The organism is Streptomyces katrae, assembly GCF_000966975.1.
Taxonomy (GTDB): domain Bacteria; phylum Actinomycetota; class Actinomycetes; order Streptomycetales; family Streptomycetaceae; genus Streptomyces; species Streptomyces katrae.
This window is the reverse complement of record NZ_JZWV01001599.1, coordinates 1-1,893: the sequence shown is the minus strand read 5'-3', so window position 1 is coordinate 1,893 and position 1,893 is coordinate 1. Positions and strand designations below refer to the sequence as shown.

Genomic DNA, 1,893 nt, shown 5'->3' with positions numbered 1-1,893 from the left:
AGCCACCGTCGGGCCTCCGGCCACCGTCGGGCCCCCGGCCGCCAACGCGCACCTGCGGGCTGGCCTGCCTCCTGCCCGCGGCAGGCCCCGGCGGCCGGGCCCGCCTCGCGCCCCGGCCTTCCGCGAGCCGCCCCCGCCGAGGGGGGCCGGCGCACCGGTTCAGCCGCCGTAGGTCGGGCTGGCCCCGGTACCCGTGCGACCCCGGCCGGGGCTGCCCGTGCACGGAGGCCGCGACGGACTGCTGAACCGATTCTTCGGAGCCCGGTGGAGTGGGCCGCCGCCTGCGTCCCGCTCTCGGAGCGGGCGTCTCGAGGGTGGTCATGCACGGCCAACGCGGGACCCGACGCGCGGGTAACCCCTCCCCGCCCGCGCCCATCCGTTCGACCCTTCCCACGCGCGCGGCCCCGGGCCCCGCGCGCCCCCTCCGGGTGCGCCGCGAGGCACCGGTCACGCGGCCCTGGCCAGGAATGCCGGGCTGTCAGGGTGTGCCACAACTCTGGTCGCGCACACGAGATCTGACGTACCGTCATATCCGCTCGGCCGGCGCCGCGCCGGCCGTCCGCGCGCCCAGGAGGTTCGCCATGCCCGCCGACCGGCCCGTGCCCCTCGACGAGTACCCCGTCCACCAGGCCCCGCTCTCGATGAAGCACCTGGTCACGGGCGACCGCAACGCCTACGACCGCTGCATCTTCCACGTCTTCGACCACGCCGGCCGCGCCGTCCTCATCCTCGGCCTCGGTGTCTACCCCAACACCGGCGTCATCGACGCCTACGCCACCCTGCGCCTCGGCGACGAGCTCCTCGCCGTCCGCGCCTCCGACGCCCTCACCGACGACCGGATGAACCTCTCCGTCGGCCCCCTGTCGATCATCGTCGACGCCCCGCTCAAGCGCCTCACCCTGCGCTGCGACCCCGACCCCGAGGACCCGAGCGGGCTCTCGTACGACATCACCTGGACCGCCGAGTTCCCCGCCGTCTGGGAACCCCACCACATCCAGCGGCGTGGCGACCGCCTCATGCTGGAGGGCCGCCGCTTCGTCCAGGCGGGCAACGTCACCGGTACCGTCCGGGCCCGCGGCGAGGAGTTCACCCTCACCCCGGGGGAGTGGACCGGCACCCGCGACCGCAGCTGGGGGGTGCGCCCGATACCCGGCGAGGACGGCGGCCGCGCCGCCGAGGAGATGCGCCCCGAGGGCTTCCACTGGCTCTGGGTCCCCGTCCGCTTCGAGGATCGCTTCGTCATGGTCATCGCCCAGGAGGACGCCGACGGGCACCGCACCCTGAACGAGGCGGTCCAGGTGTTCCCCGAGGACAGCGGCCGCCACGACGTCCAGCTGGGCTGGCCCCACACCGAGATCCGCTACCGCCCCGGCAGCCGCCACCCCGAGCGGGCCGTCGTCCACCTCACCGACCCCTCCCGCAAGCCCCTCGAACTCGGCGTGGAGATCCTGAACTCCTCCCCGCTCGCCGTCGGAGCCGGCTACCCGCCCGCCGCCGACTGGCAGCACGGCAGCTGGCAGGGCCGCGGCTGGACCGACCGCCGCGCCTACGACCTCTCCGACCCCGCGGCCCACCCCATGGCCGCCTTCGGGGTCACCGACCACTCGGCCCGCTTCACCCTCGACGGCCGCACCGGATTCGGGATCTTCGAACACGGCAGCTTCGGCCGCCACGACCCCAGCGGCTTCGCCGACTACACCTCGGTAGCCCCCTGACCAGCCCCGATCCGGAGAGGAGCACCCCATGACGGCACCACGCCCCCGCACCTCCACCCGCGAGCCCGAGGAACTCGGCCGCCGCCTCACGGCCTGGCTCGACCGCCGGCTCCCCGGCGCCCGGGTCACCGGCACCTCCGTACCGGGCTCCAACGGCATGTCCAGCGAGACCCTGCTC

At 75.2% G+C, this 1,893-nt stretch carries 1 protein-coding gene and 1 pseudogene; both read left to right on the top strand.

Annotation, left to right across the window (positions count from 1 at the left end; genetic code table 11):
- The first annotated feature begins 581 nt into the window (after nucleotides 1-581).
- Complete coding sequence (locus VR44_RS39530; RefSeq protein WP_045952530.1) at nucleotides 582-1,715, top strand: Rv3169 family protein; 1,134 nt, start codon at nucleotides 582-584, stop codon at nucleotides 1,713-1,715.
- Between the two features lie 28 nt (nucleotides 1,716-1,743).
- A pseudogene (locus VR44_RS48150) lies at nucleotides 1,744-1,893 on the top strand (phosphotransferase family protein); the annotation flags it as partial.

Coding starts and splice junctions, on each gene's coding strand:
- VR44_RS39530 (WP_045952530.1), top strand. CDS start 582: ATGCCCGCCGACCGGCCCGTGCCCCTCGACGAGTACCCCGTCCACCAG.